Annotated in this window: 21 protein-coding genes; 12 read left to right on the forward strand and 9 right to left on the reverse strand. The window is 64.2% G+C overall.

The features are described 5' to 3' along the window. Together HL671_RS38080 and HL671_RS30160 are read right to left on the reverse strand one after the other, a co-directional pair. A partial coding sequence (locus HL671_RS38080; protein WP_210264161.1) for a hypothetical protein occupies positions 1–330 on the reverse strand: 330 nt, incomplete at its 3' end. Beyond that, positions 302–1,267: a DUF4238 domain-containing protein gene (locus tag HL671_RS30160; RefSeq protein WP_172241389.1), complete on the reverse strand. Its 966-nt coding sequence runs from the start codon at positions 1,265–1,267 to the stop codon at positions 302–304. The genes HL671_RS30160 and HL671_RS38080, both read right to left, overlap by 29 nt. 336 nt (positions 1,268–1,603) lie before the next feature. On the opposite strand from HL671_RS30160, the gene HL671_RS30165 reads away from it, so the two are divergent. Next, positions 1,604–2,014: an SRPBCC family protein gene (locus HL671_RS30165; RefSeq protein ID WP_172241392.1), complete on the forward strand. Its 411-nt coding sequence runs from the start codon at positions 1,604–1,606 to the stop codon at positions 2,012–2,014. An 875-nt stretch (positions 2,015–2,889) separates the two neighbouring features. Here the strand turns inward: HL671_RS30165 and HL671_RS30170 are convergent. Beyond that, the gene (locus HL671_RS30170) at positions 2,890–4,239 is read right to left on the reverse strand and encodes a malonyl-CoA decarboxylase (protein ID WP_172241395.1); all 1,350 of its coding nucleotides are present in this window, start codon (positions 4,237–4,239) and stop codon (positions 2,890–2,892) included. A 133-nt stretch (positions 4,240–4,372) separates the two neighbouring features. Beyond that, positions 4,373–5,179 (reverse strand): AraC family transcriptional regulator, encoded by an 807-nt coding sequence (locus HL671_RS30175; RefSeq protein WP_012046155.1) that lies wholly within the window; start codon positions 5,177–5,179, stop codon positions 4,373–4,375. Between the two features lie 62 nt (positions 5,180–5,241). Here HL671_RS30175 and HL671_RS30180 point away from each other — a divergent pair, with 62 nt between their 5' ends. The 4 genes from HL671_RS30180 (at position 5,242) to HL671_RS30190 (ending at position 8,850) form a co-directional block, all read left to right on the forward strand. Further along, a complete protein-coding gene (locus HL671_RS30180; protein ID WP_172241398.1) occupies positions 5,242–6,435 on the forward strand; it encodes an MFS transporter in 1,194 nt (397 codons plus the stop codon). A 328-nt stretch (positions 6,436–6,763) separates the two neighbouring features. Then, positions 6,764–7,501, forward strand: coding sequence for a hypothetical protein (locus HL671_RS30185; RefSeq protein WP_307769049.1), 738 nt, complete (start codon positions 6,764–6,766; stop codon positions 7,499–7,501). Positions 7,502–7,652: 151 nt separating this feature from the next. Further along, the gene (locus tag HL671_RS38570; protein ID WP_246579725.1) at positions 7,653–7,886 is read left to right on the forward strand and encodes a hypothetical protein; all 234 of its coding nucleotides are present in this window, start codon (positions 7,653–7,655) and stop codon (positions 7,884–7,886) included. Between the two features lie 166 nt (positions 7,887–8,052). After that, positions 8,053–8,850: a transporter substrate-binding domain-containing protein gene (locus HL671_RS30190; RefSeq protein WP_172241404.1), complete on the forward strand. Its 798-nt coding sequence runs from the start codon at positions 8,053–8,055 to the stop codon at positions 8,848–8,850. 77 nt (positions 8,851–8,927) lie between these two features. Here HL671_RS30190 and HL671_RS30195 read toward each other — a convergent pair whose 3' ends face one another. The 3 genes from HL671_RS30195 to HL671_RS30205 all read right to left on the reverse strand — a co-directional run bounded on the left by HL671_RS30195 (position 8,928) and on the right by HL671_RS30205 (position 12,172). Then, positions 8,928–9,722 carry a substrate-binding domain-containing protein gene (locus tag HL671_RS30195; protein WP_012046150.1) on the reverse strand — a complete coding sequence of 265 codons (795 nt, stop codon included), beginning with the start codon at positions 9,720–9,722 and terminating at the stop codon, positions 8,928–8,930. A 203-nt stretch (positions 9,723–9,925) separates the two neighbouring features. After that, on the reverse strand, positions 9,926–11,413 hold the full coding sequence (locus HL671_RS30200; protein ID WP_172241407.1) for a flavin-containing monooxygenase: 1,488 nt from the start codon (positions 11,411–11,413) through the stop codon (positions 9,926–9,928). A 309-nt stretch (positions 11,414–11,722) separates the two neighbouring features. After that, positions 11,723–12,172 (reverse strand): cupin domain-containing protein, encoded by a 450-nt coding sequence (locus HL671_RS30205; RefSeq protein WP_012046148.1) that lies wholly within the window; start codon positions 12,170–12,172, stop codon positions 11,723–11,725. 132 nt (positions 12,173–12,304) lie between these two features. On the opposite strand from HL671_RS30205, the gene HL671_RS30210 reads away from it, so the two are divergent. Continuing rightward, positions 12,305–13,348, forward strand: coding sequence for an AraC family transcriptional regulator (locus HL671_RS30210; RefSeq protein ID WP_172241410.1), 1,044 nt, complete (start codon positions 12,305–12,307; stop codon positions 13,346–13,348). Here the strand turns inward: HL671_RS30210 and HL671_RS30215 are convergent. After that, positions 13,338–14,558, reverse strand: coding sequence for a polyhydroxyalkanoate depolymerase (locus tag HL671_RS30215; protein WP_172241413.1), 1,221 nt, complete (start codon positions 14,556–14,558; stop codon positions 13,338–13,340). The two genes, HL671_RS30210 and HL671_RS30215, sit on opposite strands and share 11 nt — an antisense overlap. 208 nt (positions 14,559–14,766) lie before the next feature. On the opposite strand from HL671_RS30215, the gene HL671_RS30220 reads away from it, so the two are divergent. After that, on the forward strand, positions 14,767–15,420 hold the full coding sequence (locus tag HL671_RS30220) for a glutathione S-transferase family protein (RefSeq protein WP_172241416.1): 654 nt from the start codon (positions 14,767–14,769) through the stop codon (positions 15,418–15,420). A gap of 506 nt (positions 15,421–15,926) precedes the next feature. On the opposite strand, the gene HL671_RS30225 is transcribed toward HL671_RS30220, so the two are convergent. Continuing rightward, a complete protein-coding gene (locus tag HL671_RS30225; protein WP_012046144.1) occupies positions 15,927–16,208 on the reverse strand; it encodes a hypothetical protein in 282 nt (93 codons plus the stop codon). 135 nt (positions 16,209–16,343) lie between these two features. Here HL671_RS30225 and HL671_RS30230 point away from each other — a divergent pair, with 135 nt between their 5' ends. From HL671_RS30230 to HL671_RS30250, 5 genes are all read left to right on the forward strand, one after another. Continuing rightward, a complete protein-coding gene (locus tag HL671_RS30230) occupies positions 16,344–16,706 on the forward strand; it encodes a hypothetical protein (protein WP_012046143.1) in 363 nt (120 codons plus the stop codon). A 79-nt stretch (positions 16,707–16,785) separates the two neighbouring features. After that, complete coding sequence (locus HL671_RS30235) at positions 16,786–17,625, forward strand: AraC family transcriptional regulator (RefSeq protein WP_172241419.1); 840 nt, start codon at positions 16,786–16,788, stop codon at positions 17,623–17,625. A 173-nt stretch (positions 17,626–17,798) separates the two neighbouring features. Next, entirely contained in the window at positions 17,799–18,725 is a 927-nt protein-coding gene (locus HL671_RS30240; protein WP_172241422.1) for an SMP-30/gluconolactonase/LRE family protein, read from the forward strand. Between the two features lie 148 nt (positions 18,726–18,873). Further along, positions 18,874–19,467: a GNAT family N-acetyltransferase gene (locus tag HL671_RS30245; protein WP_012046140.1), complete on the forward strand. Its 594-nt coding sequence runs from the start codon at positions 18,874–18,876 to the stop codon at positions 19,465–19,467. Positions 19,468–19,530: 63 nt separating this feature from the next. Next, positions 19,531–21,165: a GMC family oxidoreductase gene (locus HL671_RS30250; protein ID WP_172241425.1), complete on the forward strand. Its 1,635-nt coding sequence runs from the start codon at positions 19,531–19,533 to the stop codon at positions 21,163–21,165. The last annotated feature ends 52 nt before the right edge of the window (positions 21,166–21,217 follow it).

Raw genomic sequence — 21,217 nt, forward strand, 5'->3', positions numbered from 1 at the left:
AACTCTAGTTATGGGTGGTCCAAAGTTCGGTCTCACTGCAGGTAGCTTGTATTGAAAGAACCAGGGTAGACCAGGAAGATCGATGCGAACATCATAGCCAAGATCCGCTTCTTGGACGAGGTTCGGAAAAACGGGGGCGCCGCTCGGCGACAAAGGCGAGGAGCGAATCAAGTTCTCTGTAAAGGCGTAACCGAAGGAAAATTCAGAGTATCCGAGCTTCATAGCGGGCCTAAAAGGAATAGCTTGGTAATCGGTGTGCAAAAAATGGAGCCGAGTCGTTGCTTTCGAGTTGCTGACGTCCTCACTTTTTGCGGCGGAATAGAAGGTCATTCACTAGATCTGCTCCTCGTCGCGGCTTCTCCGTATAACTGCGAGAGTAGGTGAATCCTGTGTCATGTGCGTAAACCTGCCGCTCGGCGTAAGCGACGATTGCGCCGTTCACACCGGCAACATTTTCCTCGGTCAGTTGAATCTCATCCTCCTCGAGTTCGAACGCGCCGACAAGAGCTAGGCGTTTTCCGACGGGAAAGATGATCTCAGTTCCGCGCAGGCCATGGCCTGGCCCAATTACGCCTCCGCGCATGCTCGGGTCAGAAAACATCAAGCAGACGGGATGATCCGAGGTGATAAAGCCACTTGAATCGCTTGGAGGGGTTAGGCTAACCCACTTCCTGTTGAACAAGGTTGGCAGAATGGCATCAAAGCCTTTCAATTCGCTAGAGATATTGAAAGTGTTATTAAGCTCGATCCGATGAGCTTTCCTTTCAACAAGATCTCTCATTTGTTCGTATGTGACGTTGGCGGACCCCTCTTTGAGGTAGCCGTTCTCCCTCATGCGTTTTAGCTGTCCTTCCCACCTATCAGGGGTGGCTGTGGCGAGATCCATTACTCTGTCCATTATCTGCTCGTTGAAGTCGCGGAAACTCTCGCGAAATCGCGGGTTGCGTATTGCAATCAGGCCGATAAAATTCAGCAGAATAGCTCGGTCTTCGCTATTTCTGATGTTTTGAGCTTGGAGCACTCTCGTAATAGCAGGAGCAAGTTGGCCTTCAAAAGTTGCCATAATCTGCTCGAATGCGTCTGGTGCGTGCCCTTCTATTTCCACGCGGTTGAAGTCTTGCTCAACAGCAATATTCAGAATGTTAGACGTGAACGACTTTCCGCTCCTGTCAAATGTGACAACCTGGTGCGTTTTGCCGCGCTTCTTCGATCGGCTAAAGCCCCTTAGATAGCATTGAGGTAAGAAGTGGTGCCGGCGAGCCACCATCGGCGTTCTTTCCTTTGCGAATCGTGAATTTAGTTTAGTCGCCTCCTGCGGATGCTCCAGTCCGGGAGAACGGCTCCTATCGCGAAACTTAGGGCAAAAAAGCCGTCTGCGAGCAGCGCTAGCTGAGAACGGCCGCGCTAAGGGCGGCCCACTCACCAGGGCTCCGAAGGCGATGAATGACGCTTGCATCGCGGTTCCCGCCGGCGATGCGCGCTGCGCCCCCGGAGGCCAGATTGTTCTACGGTCTGTCGGGATCTGCCAGTCTGTATCGTCCTTCGAGCACAAACTCCTGCACGTCTGCAGCGGGCCGTCAAATCGAACCAAGGAGCAATGGTCATGCGGATCACCGTCGAAACCGCCGTCGCAGCCCCGATCGATCAGGTCTGGCGCGCCTATACGACGCCGGCGGACATCGTGAAGTGGAACGCCGCGTCCGACGACTGGCATACGACCAAGGCCGCGGTCGATCTCAGAGAAGGCGGCGCGTTCTCGTCGCGGATGGAGGCCAAGGACGGCAGCATGGGCTTCGACTTCGCCGGCACCTACACGAAGATCGCGGAACACAAGCTGATCGCCTACGCTTTCGGCGACCGCAAGGCCGAGGTCCATTTCGAGCCCGGTCCGAACGGCGTCGTCGTTCGCGTGGTCTTCGATCCGGAAACGATGCACCCGGTCGAGCAGCAGCAGCAAGGCTGGCAGGCCATTCTCGACAATTTCAAACGGCACGTGGAGGCGAAGACGTCGTGAATTTGCTGTTGCACGGCGTCCCGATGGGGCGTCGTGAACGGCCTGAATCTTCGGTTTGACAAATTCTGAAAATCAGCAATACTGCGCGCGTCCTGCCTCATCACACAAGGGGCGTACGCGTCGTCACGAACGTCGGGGCAGGGATGCGGTGGCCGTGAGGATGTCGGCAGACGACCGGCGTCGGCACGGACGGAGAAGTCGTGTGGTCCTGACCTCTCGACGCTGAGGTCAAGCCCGTGGTCGTTGCTTGACGGCACGCGCGGGCGATGGGGGCAAAAGAGCCGATCCCCAGGGAGAGCACGAAGGACACCGTTCAAACCATCGCGCAGGGAAGGCCGGATGCACCGGTCGTACCTGTGGTTCCTGCCCCGTGCATTTTCTCACGCACGGGGGCCATGGGTTGCGGCCAGCACCCGGTCTTCCCTGCGCCCTCTGTTTCGATCGGAGGGATATGAGTGATGCAGCACTCGGGCGTGAAGCGCCGCGAGAGCGCGGTCGCACGTCCCCCAGCTGTTTGAGATGTGAAAGCGGTTCCCCCACAGTGTCGTCCCGGGCAAGCCGTGCCGCGCTGCGCGCGTCACAGCGCCGGCCCGGGACCCGTACGCTGCGGCGGATGTGGCGTGCGAGCAGGTCATGACGAGCCTGCCTCGAATGACTTCCGGGGGGTATGGATCCCGGCGTTCTTGGCGTCAGCACAGTCTCTGACCAGCGTCATTGCGAGCGAAGCAATCCAGAGTCGCGCACGTAACTCTGGATTGCTTCGTCGCTTCGCTCCTCGCAATGACGGAGTTTGGAGCGGGCGGCTTGCCCCGGAGGCAATAGGCTTGAAGTCGACGCGACGATGACGGGCGCGATTGAAAGCGCCCGCGCTTCACCTACGACGACAACCTCATGTCCAGCAGCCGCCGGCCCTCGCCGCGCAGCAGCTTCTTCACGGCGCTTGAGGCGACAACCTCGCCGTCATTGGCATAGGCCTCGTGGTTCTTCTCGATGTCCTCGAGACGATAGAGGTAGTTCACCATGACAGTCGCCGACTCGCGCTGGCCCTTGGCGGAGAGGTCGCCGAGCCAGTTGATACGCTCGAGGCGCGCGCCGTTGCCGAGGTGGAAGCGCGCGACGGGATCGATCAGCCTGCCCTTCGCCGTGCGCGCCTTGAGGAAGTAGTGCGCGGCAAGCGGCTCGATCACGGTGCGCAGCTCGGCGGTCATCTCGGCGTCTTCGATCCAGCGCGGCTCGTTCAGGAGCTTGAGCACGTTGCGATCCTCTTCGGTCGCATCGCTGGTGGATTTCAGCCAGCCCATGAAGCCCGGCACCGGCGACAAGGTGACGAAGGTGTCGAGCTTCGGCAGCTCGCGCCTGAGCTCCTCGACGACCTGCTTTATCAGGAAGTTGCCGAACGAGATGCCGCCGAGGCCGCGCTGGGTGTTGGAGATCGAATAGAACACCGCGGTGCGGGCGCGATCGGCCGGCACCGGCGGGCGGTCGACCGCGAGCAGCGGCGCGATCGCGCCGGGGATGGCTTCCGTCAGCGCGATCTCGACGAAGATCAGCGGCGCATCCGGCATCGCCGGATGGAAGAACGCGTAGCAGCGGCGATCGACCGGATCGATGCGGCGGCGCAGATCATCCCAGTCATGGATTTCGTGCACCGCCTCGTAGCGGATGATCTGCTCCAAGATGTTCGCCGGCGTCGACCAGTCGATCTTGCGCAGCACGAGAAACCCCCTGTTGAACCACGAACTCAAGAGATGCACGATGTCGCGATCGAGCGCGGCGAGTTCCGGATTCGCCTTCAGGAGATCCAGGAGATCGGTGCGCATCGCGACCAGTTCGGGCGTGCCGCCCGGCGCGCGGTTGAGGCGGCGGATCAGCTCCTGCCGCCGCGGCTCCGAGGCGAAATGCAGCGCGCTCGCGCCTTCGTCCGAGGGCGCCGCGCGCCAATCCTCGATCGCCTTGGCGAGCCTGGTCTTGTCGGGACCGAAATCGTGCACCAAAGCGGTGAAGAACGCCTTGCGACCCTCGGCATCGAGATCGTGATAGCCGTCGAGCACGTCGCGGGCCATCGCCGTGCCCGAGGCTTCGCCGGCGCCGGACACCAGCGCCTCGCACAGCTCCGCGAGACTCGTCGCATCGTGCTTGTCGACCGGGGCGCTGCCGCCGCGCAGCAGCGTCCGGCCGCGCTCGGAAATCGTGGTGATCAGGTCAGTGAAAAACGCGTTGGCCATCTGGTCTCAGTCGAATCCCCGCACAGCGATGGCGGTCATGTTACATGGATTTATGGCAAAGATGGCGACATTCAACCATAACAAATCGTCAACGCCGTCGTCACCGCGCGCATGCGCCCATGATGCGCGCAGGTCATGCGCCGGACTGCTCGGCGAAGTCTGTCGGCGTCCGGCCGGTCACCTGCCGGAACGCATGCGAGAACGCCGGCACGCTGGCATAGCCGAGATCGGCGGCGAGCTGCTTGACGGACAGATGACGGTCGGTCGACAGGCGCTCGATCGCGGCGGCGATCCGGGCGCGCTGGCACCACGCCTTGAAACTCAGCCGCGTCTCCGCCGCGAACAGCCGCGACAGAGTGCGGGCCGAGCTCCCGACCATGCTCGCCAGGGTCGCGAGATCCTCCTCGGTCGCGGGCGAGGCGAGGACGAGCAGGGCGGCACGCCGCGCGCGCGGATCCTGCGGCAGGGGGATGAAGGTCGAGGAATCCTCGGCGCGGCGCAGTTCGAGCAGCGCCAGCCGCACCAGCAGCGCGGCGCGCTCGGCGCCGCCGTCGGGAGCGAACAGCGCCAGGATCGCCTGATGCAGCAGCGGCGACACCTGCACCACGAACTCGCGGTCGAGCCGCAGACCGCGTGCCGCCTGCCTGAGCCAGTCGAGCTCGAAATAGAGCGTGCGCATCTGGCTGTCGGCCAGCATATCGATGGCGTGGGCATGGCGTGCGGGAACCCAGACCGCGCGATCGGGCGGCACCAGCCAGCGGCCCTGCGGCGTCGTCACCTGCATCGTGCCGCGCGATGCGTAGATCAGCTGCGACTCGCGGTGCATGTGCGGATCGAGCCGCGCGCCCTTGTGATAGAGGCGTGCGATCAGGTGGACGCCGGGCTCGGTCGTCATTCGGTCGGCGCCGAGCGCCTTCAATGGCGTGTCCACGATGGTCATTGGCGCCTTCTCGTTGGGGCGAGCCAGTATAACCGATTTGTCCGGGAATCGAGGATCTGCGCATGAACAACCCCCGCCGCGTGATCGGCTTCGTCAACGTCGCCCATTTCGTCGACCATTACGCGATGCTGATCTTCGCGGCTGCAGTCATCATCATGGGGCCGGCGCTCGGCATGGCCTATGCGGAGCTGCTGCCCTATGCGACGCCCGGCTTTGTCGCCTTCGGCGCCGGCGCGCTTCTCACCGGCTGGCTCGGCGACCGCTGGAGCCGGCGGCACATGATACTGATCTTCTATCTCGGCATCGGCCTGTCGATGATCTCGGTCGGCCTGGTACAGACGCCCTGGCAGCTCGGCGCGGCGCTGTTCGCCATCGGCCTGTTCGCCTCGATCTATCATCCGGTGGGAACCGCGATGCTCGTCTCCTATGCCGACCGGCTCGGCCGCGACATGGGGCTGAACGGCGTTTTCGGCAATCTCGGCGTGGCGTCGTCGGCGCTGGTCACGGGTGTCGTGGGGCAATATCTCGGCTGGCGCTTCGCGTTCATCGTGCCCGGAGTCATCACGGTCGGCCTCGGCGTGGCCTTTGCGATGCTGGTCGCGCATGAGGACCGCAGGGGTTCGAAGCAGGCGGCGGCGCAGGCCCGCGTCGCGCGCGATCAGATGTGGCGCGTGGTGCTGGCGCTGTTGCTGGTGGTGGTGGCGATCTCCACGACCTTCAACGCGATCACCGTGGCGCTGCCAAAGCTGTTTGCGGAACGGCTGGCTGGGCTGACGCAGAGCCCGGCGCTGCTCGGATTGATCGCGGCTTGCGTCTACGTGTTCGGCGCGCTGACGCAGTATACGATCGGGCGATTGCTCGATCGTCACACGTTGAAGGCTGTCGCGCTGCCGCTGTCGCTGGTGCTGGCGCCGCTGCTGTATCTCGCCGCCGATGCCCGCGACTGGACGCTGATCCTGGCCTCGATCGGTATCGTGATGGGCGCGTTCGGCCAGGTCACCGTCAACGACGCGATGGTCGGCAAATACACTGCGGAAGAGTGGCGTTCGCGCGCTTATGCTGTGCGCTATTTCGTCGGCTTCACCGCGGCCGGCGCCTCGGTCGGCCTGGTTGCCTGGCTGTATGAGCGCGGCGGCTTCGTCACCATGCTGCAGGCCTTCGCCGCGCTGGCCCTGGTCGCGATCGTCGCCGCCCTGATCCTGCCGCCGGAGCTTCCGGCGGCGCAGCCGGCCTTGCGCGTGTCGCCGGCGGAATGAGGATGCGGTGCGGCACTGGGCTCACTCCGCAGGCTGCACGGTGATCGCCTGGCCTCGCACCGGTCGTAAGCCGCTAAGCAGCAACGGCAGCGCAACACGCATGTGCCCCGAGAAAGCAGGGCTGGTGCCGATCCGCCCAAAATGTCATAATTGCCATGCGCCCGTCGCCGCCGCAGCTTGCGCCACCGGTGGGGCGGGTACCTGTCAGAACAGACGCGCATACTAACATCATTATTAGTCGCAGGCCTGCCCGTTTAGTCGTGACCTAAGGATTAAACCCAATGTCATTGAGGATCGACGGATGATCAATCGTCACGGATGGACTCGCGTGCTCGGCCTGGCGGCCGCAGCGGGCGTTGTCGCGACGCCGGCGCTCGCGCAGACCGACGCGCAGCGCAGCGCGATCAAATCGGCTTGCCGCTCGGACTACATGGCGAAATGCGCGAGCGTTCCGCCCGGTGGCGCCGCGGCCTTCCAATGCCTGCAGAAGAACATCGCGGGTCTGTCGGGCCCTTGTCAGACCGCCGTCAAGGCGCTCGAACCCGCCGCGGAGACGAAGCCTCCTGCCGACGTCAAGCCTGCTGCCGAGGCCAAGCCGGCGTCCGCGCCGGTCGTGAGCAAGCCGCCGGAAACCGAAGCAAGCAGGCCCGCTGTCGAAACGGCCAGACCTGTCGCGCAACCGGTGACGCCGGCCCAGCCCGCGCAGCCCGTCTCGGCCACCAGATCCGAGCCGCCGTCGAAGCCCGCCGCGAAGCCAGAGCCGACCACGCCCGGCGGATCGGCGGCGAAGCCCACGGCGACCGCGCCCGGGAATACACGGCCGGCGGCGGTGCCGCCAGCGACCACTCCCGCCGCCGCGGCAGCCGTACCGGCCATGGTGCTGCGGCCGCTTCGGCCGCTGCAGGAATTGCGGATCATGAGGGCGGCGTGTGGCGCGGATGCGCGCGCATTTTGCAGCGGTATTGCGGCCGGCGGCGGCCGCGTTGCGCAGTGCCTGGCCGCCAATGCCGGCGCGCTATCGGCCGGGTGCCGGGGGATGCTGGCCGAATTCGCCGCCAACCGGTAGCGGAGGAGGTCGCCGGCAGCGCGGTTGACCCATGCGCAACACCATCCAGCCGTTTCGATCCACCCAATTTGTTACAGTTGCCAAGCCCCGCCACCCCGGCAAATCTCCGGCGGATATTTGACCTATCAATGACGACGATCGGGAGTTCGACATGCGCACCATTTTCTCACGTATCGCTTTTTCCAGTCTGTGCGGCCTGTTCGTCCTGACATTGATGCCGTTCGTATCAATGTCGGATGTCCATGCCGTCGTGTGCGCGCGCGGCGTCGTCCGTGCCGGCTGTGCCGGTGCGGCCGGCGCCGTTGTCGTGCGGAAACCGCCGGTTGCCGCCGTTGCTTGCCGGACCGTGGTGGTGAACGGCGTCAGGGTTCGGCGCTGCGTTTAAGCCGGGTTTAATCGGTTTTCGATATGGGCTAATTCGAAACGGACATGACGACGCGCAAGTTTTGCGCGTCGCGTGATGCTTTGCCTAAGCAAAGTAAGCTGTATTTAACATTGCTCCCCGCAAGGTGCCGCCCGGATCCACCTATGCAATTCGATGGGAGAGGGCCATGTTGAAGTGGCACTGGCTGCGCAATGCAGCGCTGATCGCTGCGGTATTTGCGTTGTTCAGCAACGGCGCTGATGCGGCCAGTTTGAAGGAGGAGATCGCGCCGACCGGCAAGCTGCGCGTGGCTGTGGCGGTGGGCCCGGCGGGCGGGGCGTTCTGGTGCGTCAAATCCGACAGTGGATATACGGGGGTGCCTGTTGAACTGGGCAAGGCGATGGCCGCCCAGGCCGGCGTGCCGGTCGAGTTCGTCGAACATCCGAACGCGAACGCGATCGTCGAGGATGCCGCACAGGGCGCCTGGGATGTCACCTTCATTCCCAAGGACGCCGAGCGTGAGAGCAAGCTCTCATTCGGCCCCGTCTACGACTCCGTCGATACGACGTTCATCATCCGCGCCGGGCTCGACATTCCGAACATCGCTGCACTCGACCAGGCCGGCCATGAGGTTGCCGCGATCAACGACACGACCGTACTGCGGGCGACGAAGGGGTTGATGAAAAAGGCGACGGTGACCGGGTTCAAATCCTACGACGAGGTCCACGCGCTGCTGTCGGCCGGCGAGATCGATGCGCTGGCGCTGGCCCGCGATCAACTCACGATCCTTGCCAAGCAAATCCCGGGCACCAAGGTGCTCAGCGACACCTTCAAGAAGACGGACACGGCCGTCGCGGTCCCGCTCAAACACCCGCAATCGCAGGCCTTCGTGACCAAGTTCATGATGGACGCAAAAGCAAATGGTCTGCTCAAGAAGGCCTACGGCGCCAACAATCTGAGCGAATCGACGCTGTTCACGCAGTGAGCATCCCCGCCGGACCGGGCTCATCGTCCAGATTGCGCTCTCCCTGCCCCCAGCAGGGAGAGACAGCAAATGATAGCTCAGTTCGGCGCTTTCCTCACGATCGGATCGAGCCCGCTCTCCACGATGGTCTTGCGCGCATCCGGTGAGCTCAGGAACTTGATCAGCGCCTTGCCCGCCTCCGGCTCCCTGGCGTTGGTGGCGATGCCCGCCGAGAACACGGTGATCTTCTGCAGGCCCGCCGGCAGCGGTCCGACGATGTCGATGCCCTTCACCGGCTTCAGCTCGCTGATCTGCTGAAAGCCGATTTCGGCTTCGCCCTGGGCCACGATCTCGCCGACCGGGGTCGCCGGTATCATCCGCGCTTTGCCCTTCATCTCCTCCCGGATGCCGAGCTTGTCGAACATCTCGGTGGAGACGTAGACGCCGCTGGCGCTGTCCGAATAAGCGATGGTCTTGGCGGCGATCAGCATGCGCTTGACGGCATCGGCGTTCGAAATGTCGGGATGTGGGGTGCCCGACTTCACTGCGACACCGATCGGCGAGTTGGCGAGCTCGACAAGACTGTCGGGCATCACCTTGCCCTTGGTGGTGAGGTCGCTGAGCGCATAGCCGACCATGATCAAGACATCGGCCGGCTCGCCGCGCTCGAGGCGGACCGGTATCGCATTCGCCGTCGTCCCCATCGACGGCCCATAGGCGATATCGACCTTGTGGCCAGAGCGCCGCTCGAACTCCGGCACCAGCGACTTGAAGGCGGCGGTCATGCCGCCGGAGATCATGACGTGGATCTCCGCAGCCTGGGTCGCGGTGGACAGCAGGATCGCGGCCGAGAGGGTGAGACCGAACAAGCGCAGGCGGGTCGAGAAGGTCATGGTAGGCTCCGGGGCAGACGGCTGGCGGCCGAGGGCGCCCTGGATAGCTCGGCTGCGGCGAGAAGGCTAGATGCCGGGCCGACGGGCGTCCGGCGCGGGCCGGACGCGAGGCGGCGGCAGGATGGGCCGTCGTTCAGCAATCAGTCCTGCGCGTGGCATCGCCATGGTTGCCATGTGGCGGGCGTCATCCGCCATCCCGCGGTTCAGCCGGCCTGGTAGACGGGGGCGGAGGCCAGGAAGTCACCATAGGCGTCCGCGTCGGGAGGCGTGAACATCTCGGCCAGGGCACTTCTCTTCCTGCGCGTCGCGCCGATATCGGCGAGCAGCTCGTCGAAATGCTTGAAGTGATACGGCGCGACGCATAGCCCGCCATACACGCCAGCCGCTGGCCGTTCGACCCGCTTGAAGCGCAGCATCATCTCGATGTTGTCGCGCATCTCGCGATCGCTCGGCTGCCGGGCCAGCTGCCTGTCGGCGTAACGCACCAGCCAATGGGCCGCCATGTCGGCGCAGAGCACGGTGCAGAAGCTCGAATTGAAGCCGACAAAGCCCATGTCGGGGAGGTCGGGATTGGCGATCAGCCGATAGAGTCGGTACTGTCCGTCCGGATCGACAAGCTTGGCGCGATCAGTGTCCGACAAGAAGGGAACGCCGAGCTTGTAGCCGATGGCAAGGATGGCGACGTCCGCCGCGATCCGCTCGCCGCCGCTCGCCACGATCGTGTTCGGCTCGTAGTGATCGAACGTTCCGAGCACCGCCTTGATGCGGCCATCGGCGACCATCGGATAGAAGTCGGGGGTCGCGATCGGCACCGAGCAGTTGACGCCGTCCTCGATCCTCTCCTTCGGCACCATGTTGCATTTGCCGAGCTTCAGCTGTGCCTTGAGCAGGCTCTCGAGGCCACGCCAATTGGCCCAGACGAATGGCTTCGCCAACATATGTGCGAGCCGCGAGAGCGGGCCGATGCCCCAACTCGCGAACATCTGCTCCTGTGCGCGAATGTACAGGATGCGCTTGAAGTTGATCAGACCGCCGATGAAATAGGGAATGCGCCAGACCGGCTCGCGAAACACGATCGTCACCGAACGCGCGCCCGAGCGTACCGCGTTGACCGCGATGTCAGTGGCGGATTTCGAGCCGCCGAGCACGACGATGTTGCGGCCCTTGGCGAGGGTGGCGTCATTGTATTTCGAGGAGTGCATGATCGCGCCGCCGGCGGCCTTGAACTGATCCTCGCCCGGAAGCGACAGCGTTTGCGGCTCATTGAACTGCCCGGTGCAGACGGCCACGAAATCGAAATCTTCGCGCCGCGCGCCATCTCCGGTCTCAAGATCGAGCGTCCAGCCCGGTTTTCCGTCGGCGCGGCGCTGCATCGACCGGACGGTGGTGTTCAGCCGCGTCAGGCGCGTCAGATCGTGGCTCCTCGCATAGTCGGCCAGGTAGGCGTAGACCTGCGGCCCCTTCGGCCATTCCGGATAGGCATCGGGCATCGCCTTGTCGGTGTAGCGATAGAGCTCCTTGGGGCTTTGGGTCTGGACGTCGGGATAGGAGCGGGCCGGCTCCCAGACGCCGCCGAGATCGGCGCTTCGTTCGATGATGGTGACGTCGTGGCCGCGCGCCTTGAACGCCTTTGCCGCTGCGAGGCCGGAGACGCCGGCACCGATCACGCAGACATTCTTTCGAGCAATCATGAGATCTCCTGCTGGCATGAGCATAGCCGCGTGCGGGCAGCGTTCGTCTGCCACGCGAGACTCGCCCGTTGAAAGGAATGAGCTGACGTTGGTCGCCCGGCGCGACCAAGCATGCGGCGCCGATGCCTGCCTCACCCCGGGAGGTCGGCGCCGAAACGAGAGCGAGACTGAGCTCGCCGATGACACGCCGTGCGGACCGCCGCTGCGATCATCCGCTTGGGCAGGTCGCACCGGTCACGCCCGATCGATGAAGCCTTCTGCGACCGCTCGATCTGTTACGTGCGCGATGTTCGCAGCCGCCGCGGCTGATTAGTCATTGGCCTCCGGCGGCAGGAAGTTGACCTCATGCTCGGCCGAAATCCGCACCACCTCGGCCGGATCGGCGAGATTGTCCAGCATGTTGAAGAGCGCCTCGAGCTTCTGCATCGGCGACACCCAGAACAGCGCGCGCGCCGGCTTGTCGGATTTGTTGAAGTAGCCATGAGGAATGCCGCGCGGCATCCGCACCAGATCCCCAGCATGCGCCTTGACCCAGACGCCATCGAGCTTGAGGTCGAGCACGCCCTCCTGCACCAGGATGAATTCGTCCTGTGTCGGATGGACGTGAACCGGCACGAACTGACCGGGCTCGCTGTTGGTCTCGAACGCGAAGGTGGAGTCGGTGACGGCTTTGGGGAAGTAGAGCTGACCGAGGATGTTCCAGGTCTTGCCGGCATAGCCGGTGCCGGCGCGCGTGATGCCCTTTTCGAGTGTGATCATGCTGTGTCTCCTTCCTGCACACGCATGAAGGATCCGGCGGCCGCAGCGATGTGTCTATCCAGAAAACGAATCCCTCGACGCCAGCTGCTAATTATTATAGGTTTCAAATGAATTCGACGGGCGATGTAGGTCATGACTGCAGATGCCGCCTCTGATCGCAGTTTGAGCCTGGCTGCGCAGCCGCCGCGGCTTGCGGCCTATGGCCGTGTTGCAACGCACGATGTCGATGAAGCGGCTGAACAAATAGGTCGCATTTTCTGTCCGCACGGGCTCCAGCCGCAGGCAGATGCTGCGTGCGATTTCGTCGCGCTGCATAATTGCGCGGCATTCGACGGCTTTTCCATCAACTACGTCGCCTATGGCGGAGTGGTGACCATCGATCCCGGCTGCCTCGACCGCTTCTTCCTGATCCAACTGCCGCTGGCCGGCGCGGCGCGGGTTTTCACCGCCGCGAACGAGGTCGCGACGGCACCGGAGCACAGAGCCTCCCTGTTGTCGCCGACCTTGCCGACCCGGATGGTCTGGAACGATTGCTCCCAGCTGATCCTTCTGCTCGACCGGCCATTGGTCGAGCAGCGGGCCGCGGCGCTGTCGGGGCGCGCGGTGCGGCCGGTCGAGTTCGACCCCTCGGTCGAACTGTCGGCCGCTCACGGTGCGCGGCTGCGGGCGCATATGGTTGAGCTTGCCGACCTTGCTGAACGTCTGGGCGCTGAGCGCAAGCTGCCGGCGGCCGCTGCCGCCAATTGGCGCGAAACGCTCTTGAATATCCTGTTCGACCAGCCGAGCGCAGGGCTATCGGAGGCGATCAGGCTCCATTCGGGTCAGGTCGACACGCTGCCGCGGGCCGTCCGCACCGCTCGCGATCTGCTCGATGCGCATGCGGCCGAGCCGCTCGATTTGGCGCACCTGGCGGCATCTGCCGGGCTCGGCATTCGCGCGCTGCAGGGCGGCTTCCGTCGCCATTTCGGCATGTCGATCTCCGACATGCTGCTCGACATCCGGCTGGCCCGGCTCAACGCGCAGTTGCTGTCAGCCGCGCCGGACGCGCGCATCATCGACATGGCCTTCGAGCTCGGCTTCACCCATCTCGGCCGCATGGCCGGCGCCTATCGCAGCAAGTTCGGTGAAACGCCCTCAGCGACGCTGCAACGCAGCCGCGGGCGGCTTACGAATTGACGTGAACGAAGTCGCGCAGCAGCGGATAGATCTCGTTATTCCATTTCTTGCCGCTGAACACGCCATAATGCCCGACGCCGGCCTGCATGTGATGTATGCGGCGATAGGCGCGCACATTGGTGCAGATGTCCTGCGCGGCCAGCGTCTGGCCAATCGCACAGATGTCGTCGCGCTCGCCTTCGACCGTCATCAGGCCGATGCGCCGGACGGCCTTCGGATCGACAGGGCGGCCGCGGTGCATCAGTTTGCCCTGCGGCAACAGATGCTCCTGGAACACGTCACGGACCGTCTCGATATAGAACTCCGCCGGCAGGTCCATGACGGCAAAATATTCATCGTAGAACGTCTTGATGATCTCGGCCTTCTCCACCTCGCCCTTGGCAAGGTGGTTGGCCAGGTCCACGTGCTGCTTCACATGGCGTTCGAGATTCATCGACACGAAGGCGGTGAGCTGCACGAAGCCAGGATAGACCTTCCTGAAGGCACCCCTGCACTGGAAGGGCACGTAGTGAATTAGATTGTCCTCGAACCAGCCGATCGGCTTGCTTTTGGCGAACTCGTTGACCTTGGTGGGCTGGATCCGCGTATCGATCGGTCCGGCCATCAAGGTGAGGGTCGCAGGGCGTGAAGGGTGGTTGTCCTCGCACATCACGGCGGTCGCCGCGAGGGCCGAGACGGACGGCTGGCAGATCGCGATCATGTGGGGGCGTGGCCCGAGCTGGCCGAGGAAGCTGATCAGATGATCGGTATAATCCTCCAGTCCGAACCTGCCATGGTCGCGGGGGATGTCGCGCGGATTGTGCCAGTCGGTGATGTAGACGTCGTGGTCCTGCAGCAGGGTCTTGACGGTGCCCCGCAGCAATGTGGCGAAATGGCCCGACATCGGCGCCACCAGCAGGACGCGCGGCTGCTCCGGCGCGGCGTCCTTCTTGAAGTGCAAGAGCGAGCCGAACGGGGTCTTGAACGTCACTTCTTCCGTGACGGCCACCTCGCGATTGCCGACCATGACGCTGTCGATGCCATAGGCGGGGCGGGCGTAGGTCAGGGCTGAACGGGAGATCAATTCAAGCGCCGCCGACAGCCGCCGCATCGCGCGGCTGGAGAGGCCCGACGGGATCAGGTTGAGATAGCGCAACGCAGCCGCGGCGCCCTGGCGCCAGGGTTCGGTCAGGTCCATGTGGTTCTGGTAGGCTTGGTAAAGCAGCGCCATCGGCTTCCGACCCGTCACTCTGGCTGACATATGCAGTATCGGATGCAATATCGGAGCCAGAGCCGGAGAGTCTTGCCTCAAAAATTGGCATGTCGCTTGCTGTGTGAAATCACTGGAGTATCGGGCTCCGGCCCCGATCGCCCAAGGCGGCGGGCGGACCGGCGTCACAGGGCGACTGAACGACACGCGACAGAGAGGGCAGGGCGACATGGCCAAGGCGACATTGACCATCAGCAGCAAGAATTATTCATCATGGTCGCTGCGCGGTTGGCTGCTGGCCAAGTTTGCCGGCCTCGACTTTGATGAGGTGATTGTCGGTCCGGACGATGCGTCGGCGCGGGCTGAGATCTTGCTGCTGTCCTCCTCGATCTTGGTGCCGTGCCTCAGGCATGAGGGCGCCACGATCTGGGATACGCTGGCGATCGGGGAATATCTCAACGAGACCTTCCCGGGCGCGGGCCTGCTGCCGGCCGATCGCATCCAGCGCGCGCATTGCCGCTCGATCTCAGGTGAAGTCCATTCCGGCTTCACCACGTTGCGGGCCTCGCTGCCGGTCAATCTCAAGGGGCACTTTCCCGGCTTCAAGGTCTGGACCCGTGCGCAAGCCGATATCGACCGCATCTGGGCGATCTGGCGCGACTGCCTGGAGAAGTCGGGCGGACCGTTTCTGTTCGGCGCGCGCGGCATGGCCGATGCGATGTATGCGCCCGTGGTGACGCGCTTCGTCACCTATGACGTGAAGCTCGAACCGCAGCTGAAGGCCTATGCCGATCTCATCATGGCGATGCCCGAGATGCGCGAATGGATCGCGGCCGCGAAGGCGGAGCCCGAGGAGATCGAGGAGCTCGAGGTCGAATATTAGGCGGGCAATCGGCGGCTGCCGGGCGATGAGCCGAGCGCAAGTGGCCGATCGGCAGGAGCGTGAGCGGCGACAAGAAACATCGTGCTGCCTCCGCCGTATCCGCCGCATCCGTTAAGAGTCGAGCCGCCGCGTCGCCTCGTTGCCGGCACTGCGCTTCAGGATGTGGTAGGTGGCGACGCATGTCGGTCCATATCTTGCCGTGAACAGGAGACGTACCTGGCGATTCGGCTGATTCGGGCGCGATTTGTTCCGGTCGCGTTCCCGAGGTTAAGGTTCGCGTATACCGCGTCACATTTTGAAACAGCTGTTGCTTGAACGCGGCCGGCGCGTGTGAGCGCAGCCGCAATCGAATCAGCACTGTTCGGAGCGTCGATGGTGCAAGGAATGTGTCGTTGCGTTTCAGCTGCGGATGGCTCAGCGCCTGGCCTCGCTACGAGGCTCAACCCGTCAAGCTTGCGGGGATCGGCCCTGAGCGAGCTCAGGGCGATCCGCTCGGCGCGATACGATCAATAAGACGAAGCAGAAGAGGTGCGCATGGCGGCGAAGGCCGGCTGCGAGCGTCGCCCGCTGCGGTCGTCAAAACGCGTGCGCGGAAAGCGCCAGCCGATCACGGTCGCCTCGAGGGCGCCGCCGGATTCCTTATTGTGCCATTTGCCATCGATGTAGAAACAGGGAAACGGCAGTTGATAGGTGCCGCTGTGATCTTCGCACAGCACCTCGACGCTTTGTCCCGGCGGCGGTTCTCCGCTGCCGTCAAATTGCGCCAGCCGTTTTTCGCGCGTAGCCATTCTGTGCATCTCCCTAAAAACGGGTCCCAGCGCCGAACCTCAATGCGCGATTGAGGTCTGAGTATGGTATCGTCGATAAATCAGCGCCAGTTCCACGCAAAATCATGTGTTTGGCGAGCCAATGAGGAAATTGTGATGAGGGTTTTCGTTGTCGTATCTGCGCTGACATTGTGGGCCACCGGCTGCATCGCACATGCGCAAGATATTCCGGGGATCGAGATCTGCACGGCGGAGAAGGCGATGGATCGCCGGACATCATGTCTGCAGAGCAATATCGATTTCCTGCAGAAGACGATGACGAAGCAGTCGCTCGCGCATCAACAGAAGCTCGACGCCGCGGATCGCCAGATCCAGGCGCTGAAGGCGGCGCTGATTTCGCAGCAGGGCGCGATCGAGGAGTTGAAGTCGGCGCAGGCCAAGCTTGCCGACGAATTGAAGAAGAAGGCCGATGCGCCGGCCGCGAAGGATGCAACGCCGGCCAAGCCGAGCGGAAAATAGTTGGGCACGCAGAGCAAGAACGATCAAGCCGACCGAATCGTCCTCACGCATGATCGGCGGCTTCGTCAGGAGGACGGACGTGCTCACCAGCCCGGCCCAGAAGGCGCTCTGGTATATCGAGAGTCATCTGTCGGCGCCGCTGTCACTGGACGATATCGCGGCCATGGCCGGTGTCTCGCGCTTCCACATCGTGCGCGCCTTCGCCGCCGCGACTGGCGTCTCGGTGATGCGCTACGTCAGGCTCCGCCGTCTCAGCGAGGCGGCGCGGGCGCTGGCCAGCGGCGCGCCTGATATTCTCGGTCTCGCTCTCGCAGCCGATTACGGTTCCCACGAAGCCTTCACACGTGCGTTCCGCGACCAGTTCGGCGTGACGCCCGAAAAGGTCCGCGCCAGCGCCAGCCTCGATGGTCTCGCACTGCAGGAACCGGTCTTGATGGATCAGACGCCGCTGAGTGATCTTGCCGCGCCGCGCTTCGTCGCCGCCGGGCCGCTGCTCGTCGCCGGCGTCGGCGATCGCTTCAGCGTCGACAACGGCGCCGGCATTCCGGCCTTGTGGCGCCGCTTTCACCAGCTTGTCGCCGATATCCCGGCGCGCCGCGGCACAGTGGCTTATGGCGCCTGCTGCAATGGCGACGATGCCGGCAATTTCGACTACATCGCCGGTGTCGAGGTGGCTGATTTTTCCGACCTGCCGCGCAGCTTCGGCTGCGTGCGGGTGCCGGCAGCGACGTTCGCCGTCTTCACGCACGCCGGTCATATCTCCTCCATCCGCCGCACCGTGCACACGATCTGGAATCGGTGGCTGCCGCAGTCGGGCTGTCAGGTCGCGGACGCCCCGAATTTCGAGCGCTACGATCAGCGCTTCGATCCGCGCAGTGGCGAGGGCGGCCTCGAGATCTGGCTGCCGGTGATCCGCTGAGCGCCGCGCGCGCTGGCCGACTTGCGTCGACACGCTGCGAGCCTGCGTTGGAGCAAGTCTGCCCTGCGGCGACGAAGCGCGCCGCTTGCTTGGCAAGATGCGGCGGCTTTGCGATAACGTCCTGCATAATAACAATGCGCCGCGGCGCGGCGTGACGAGCGGGAGGCCGTCCGATGTCCAACATGCGTGTGCTCGCCACCGATCTCGAATTCCCCGAAGGTCCCGTGGTGATGCCCGACGGCTCGGTGGTGCTGGTCGAGATCCGCGGCCGGCGCCTGACCCGGGTGTTTCCCGATGGCCGCAAGGAGGTCGTGGCGCAGATTCCGGGCGGGCCGAATGGCGCAGCGCTCGGGCCGGACGGCAAGATCTACATCTGCAACAATGGCGGCTTCTCCTGGATCCCGACCGGCACGATGATCATGCCTGGTCCGCAGCCCGAGGATTATCTCGGTGGCTCGATCCAGCGCGTCGATCTGCAGAGCGGCAAAATCGAGACCGTGGTGAGCCGCTGCGGCGAGCATGGGCTGCGCGGCCCCAACGACCTCGTGTTCGACCGCCACGGCGGGCTGTGGTTCTCCGATCTCGGCAAGCGCCGCGCGCGCGACATGGATGTCGGCGCCTTCTATTATCTCAAGCCCGGCATAAGTGAGATCGTCGAGGCCGTGCACGGCATCCTGCCGGCCAACGGCATCGGCCTGTCGCCGGACGAGAAGACCGTCTATATCGCGGAGACGCCGACGGCGCGGCTCTGGGCGTATGACCTTGCCGAGCCCGGCACGGTCAAGCCGCGCGAGGTGATCTATCGCGGCGAGCGCGGCCGTCCGATTGCCGGCCTGGGCGGCTACCAGATGTTCGATTCGCTCGCGGTGGAGGCCAACGGCAATGTCTGCGTGGCGACGCTGGTCTCCGGCTGCATCAGCGTGATCGCGCCGGACGGCACCCTGGTCGAGCAGGTGCCGACCGGCGACCGCGTCACCACCAACATCGCCTTCGGCGGCCCTGAGTTGAAGACCGCCTACATCACGCTGTCCGGAAAGGGCGAGCTGGTGGCGATGGACTGGCCGCGGCCGGGCCTGCCGCTGAATTTTCTGAACAAGTAACGCTTGGCATGATAGTGCCGTCATTGCGAGCGTCAGCGAAGCAATCCAGGAGCCCCGCACGCGACTCTGGATTGCTTCCGCCGTTGCCCTTCGGGCTATGGCGGACACGTCGTCGCTTGCGCTCCTCGCAATGACGGATTTTGCTGACATGCCCTTTCTCGAACCGGTCACCCTGCGCGGCCCACACGCCAGCCTCGTGCCGCTGTCGCCTGACCACCACGACGCGCTGGTCGAGGCCGTCAGCGACGGCGAATTGTGGAACCTGTGGTACACCGCGGTTCCGAAACCCGAGACCATGGCCAAGGAGATCGAGCGCCGGCTCGGCCTGTTCGCCACGGGAAGCATGCTGCCGTTCACGGTGCTCGACGCGGATGGCCGCGTGGCCGGGATGACCACTTACATGAATGTCGATGCCGCCAATCGCCGGGTGGAGATCGGCTCGACCTGGTATGCGAAGCGGGTGCAGCGCAGCGCGCTCAACACCCAATGCAAGCGGCTCTTGCTGGCGCATGCTTTCGAGGTGATGGACTGCATCGCGGTCGAGTTCCGGACGCATTTCTTCAACCATCAGAGCCGCCGCGCCATCGAGCGGCTCGGGGCCAAGCAGGACGGCATCCTGCGCAGCCACCAGATCGCGCCGAACGGCACGCTGCGGGATACCGTCGTCTACAGCATCATCGCCGCCGAATGGCCGACGGTGCGGGCCCATCTCGACTACCAATTGCATGACAAGCCGCGCTGATCGCGCTATGGCCGCTTGCCGCGCTGAGCGGCTGATGATGACGAGACCGGGACGACAGACGAGATGGATACGTTCGACTATGTGATCGTGGGCGCCGGCTCGGCCGGCTGCGTGCTGGCCAGCCGCCTCAGCGAGGACCCGTCGGTCACGGTATGCGTGCTGGAGGCGGGGCCGCGCGACTGGCACCCCTACATCCATCTGCCGGCCGGCTTCATCAAGACCTTCTACATGAAGAGCATCAATTGGGGCTACCAGCAGGAGCCGGGGCCCTACACCAATGGCCGCAGCATCTATGCGCCGCGCGGCAAGACGCTCGGCGGCTCGTCCTCGATCAACGGCCATGTCTACAACCGCGGCCAGCGTCAGGATTTCGACACCTGGGCGCAGATGGGCAATCGCGGCTGGAGCTATTCCGACGTGCTGCCGCACTTCAAGCGGATGGAGAAACGCATCGGCGCCGGCGACGAGCAATATCGCGGCCGCGACGGCAGCCTGCACGTGACCACGATGGAGTGGAAGGACACGCTGTGCGAGGCCTTCATGGATGGCGCTGTGTCGCTCGGCATCCCCCGCAACCCCGATTATAACGGCGCCATCCAGGAGGGCGTGTCCTACGTCCAGCGCACCATCCAGAACGGCCGCCGCGTCTCCTCCGCGACGGCGTTCCTGCGTCCGGCCAGCAAGCGGCCGAATGTCGAGATCCGCACCCACGCCCATGCCACCGGCGTGATGCTCGAGGGCAAGCGCGCGGTCGGTGTGCGCTATAGCCGCGGCGGGCGTGGCGGCGTGCCGGTCGAGGTGCGCGCGCGGAAAGAGGTGATCCTGTGCGGCGGCGCGTACAACTCACCGCAGTTGCTGCAGCTGTCCGGCATCGGCGCGCCGGAGCTGTTGCAGGAGCACGGCATCGAGGTGCGCCATGCGCTCCGAAGCGTCGGCGAAGGCCTGCAGGATCATTATGCGCCGCGCACGGTGGCGCGGGTCAAGAACATCAAGACCATCAACGAACTCGCGCGCGGCCTCAATTTGTGGGGCGAGGCGCTGAAATGGGCGCTGACGCGGCGGGGCATTCTGTCGCTGTCGCCGACCATGGTCTATTGCTTCTGGCACTCCGGCGAGACCGCCGAGAGCTCCGATCTGCAGCTCACCTTCACGCCGGCGAGCTACAAAGAGGGCGTGCAGGGCCAGCTCGAGGACGAGCCCGGCATGACCGTCGCCTCGTGGCAGCAGCGCCCGGAGAGCCGCGGCTATGTGCGGATCCGCTCTGCCGATCCGTTCGCCCAGCCGATCATCCAGACCAACTATCTGACCGCCGAGCTCGACCGCCGCGTCATCGTCGCCGGCATGAAGCTGGCGCGCCGGCTGCTGGCGTCGGCCCCGCTCGCGCCGTACTACGCCTATGAGGACTTCCCCGGACCCAAGGTGCAAAGCGACGACGAACTCCTCGCCGCCGCGATCCAGCGCGCCACCACCACTTTCCATCCCGGCTGCTCCTGCCGCATGGGGCCTGCGGAGGCCACCTGGGCCACGGTCGACGACCAGCTCCGCGTCCACGGCCTGCAGGGCCTGCGCGTCGCCGACGCCTCCATCATGCCGCGCATGATCTCCGCCAACCTGAATGCGGCGACATTGATGATCGGCGACAAGGCGGCGGATCTGATCCTGGGCAAGGCCGACGCGGGGGAGAGGCTGTCGGCGTAGTTGGGCGCCCCACACTCTGCACTTGCTTGGAGTCGAGCTCACTGCACGTGCG

The sequence above is a fragment of the Bradyrhizobium denitrificans genome (genome assembly GCF_013179005.1).
Classification (GTDB): Bacteria; Pseudomonadota; Alphaproteobacteria; order Rhizobiales; family Xanthobacteraceae; genus Bradyrhizobium; species Bradyrhizobium denitrificans.